General features: G+C 65.0%; 1 protein-coding gene. It reads left to right on the forward strand.

What is annotated here, in order from left to right; translation table 11 throughout:
* The coding region (locus tag SB764_RS39490) for a DUF3463 domain-containing protein (protein WP_410866681.1) at nt 1-280 on the forward strand (280 nt) is incomplete at both ends.

Genomic DNA, 280 nt, shown 5'->3' on the forward strand with positions numbered 1-280 from the left:
CGCTGTTCAACGACGCGGTGCCGGAACGTGTTGCAGCGTTCTTCGACACGCTGGGCCCGATGGGCGTGGACGGCATCACCGTCTCGCCGGGTTATGCGTATGAGCGCGCGCCGGATCAGCAGCACTTCCTGAACCGCGACAAGACGAAGAACCTGTTCCGCGAGATCCTGAAGCGCGGCGAAGGCGGCAAGCGCTGGTCGTTCAGCCAGTCGTCGCTGTTCCTCGACTTCCTGGCCGGCAACCAGACGTACAAGTGCACGCCGTGGGGCAACCCCGCACG

It is taken from the genome of Paraburkholderia sp. SIMBA_027 (genome assembly GCF_046535315.1).
Lineage (GTDB): Bacteria > Pseudomonadota > Gammaproteobacteria > Burkholderiales > Burkholderiaceae > Paraburkholderia > Paraburkholderia tropica.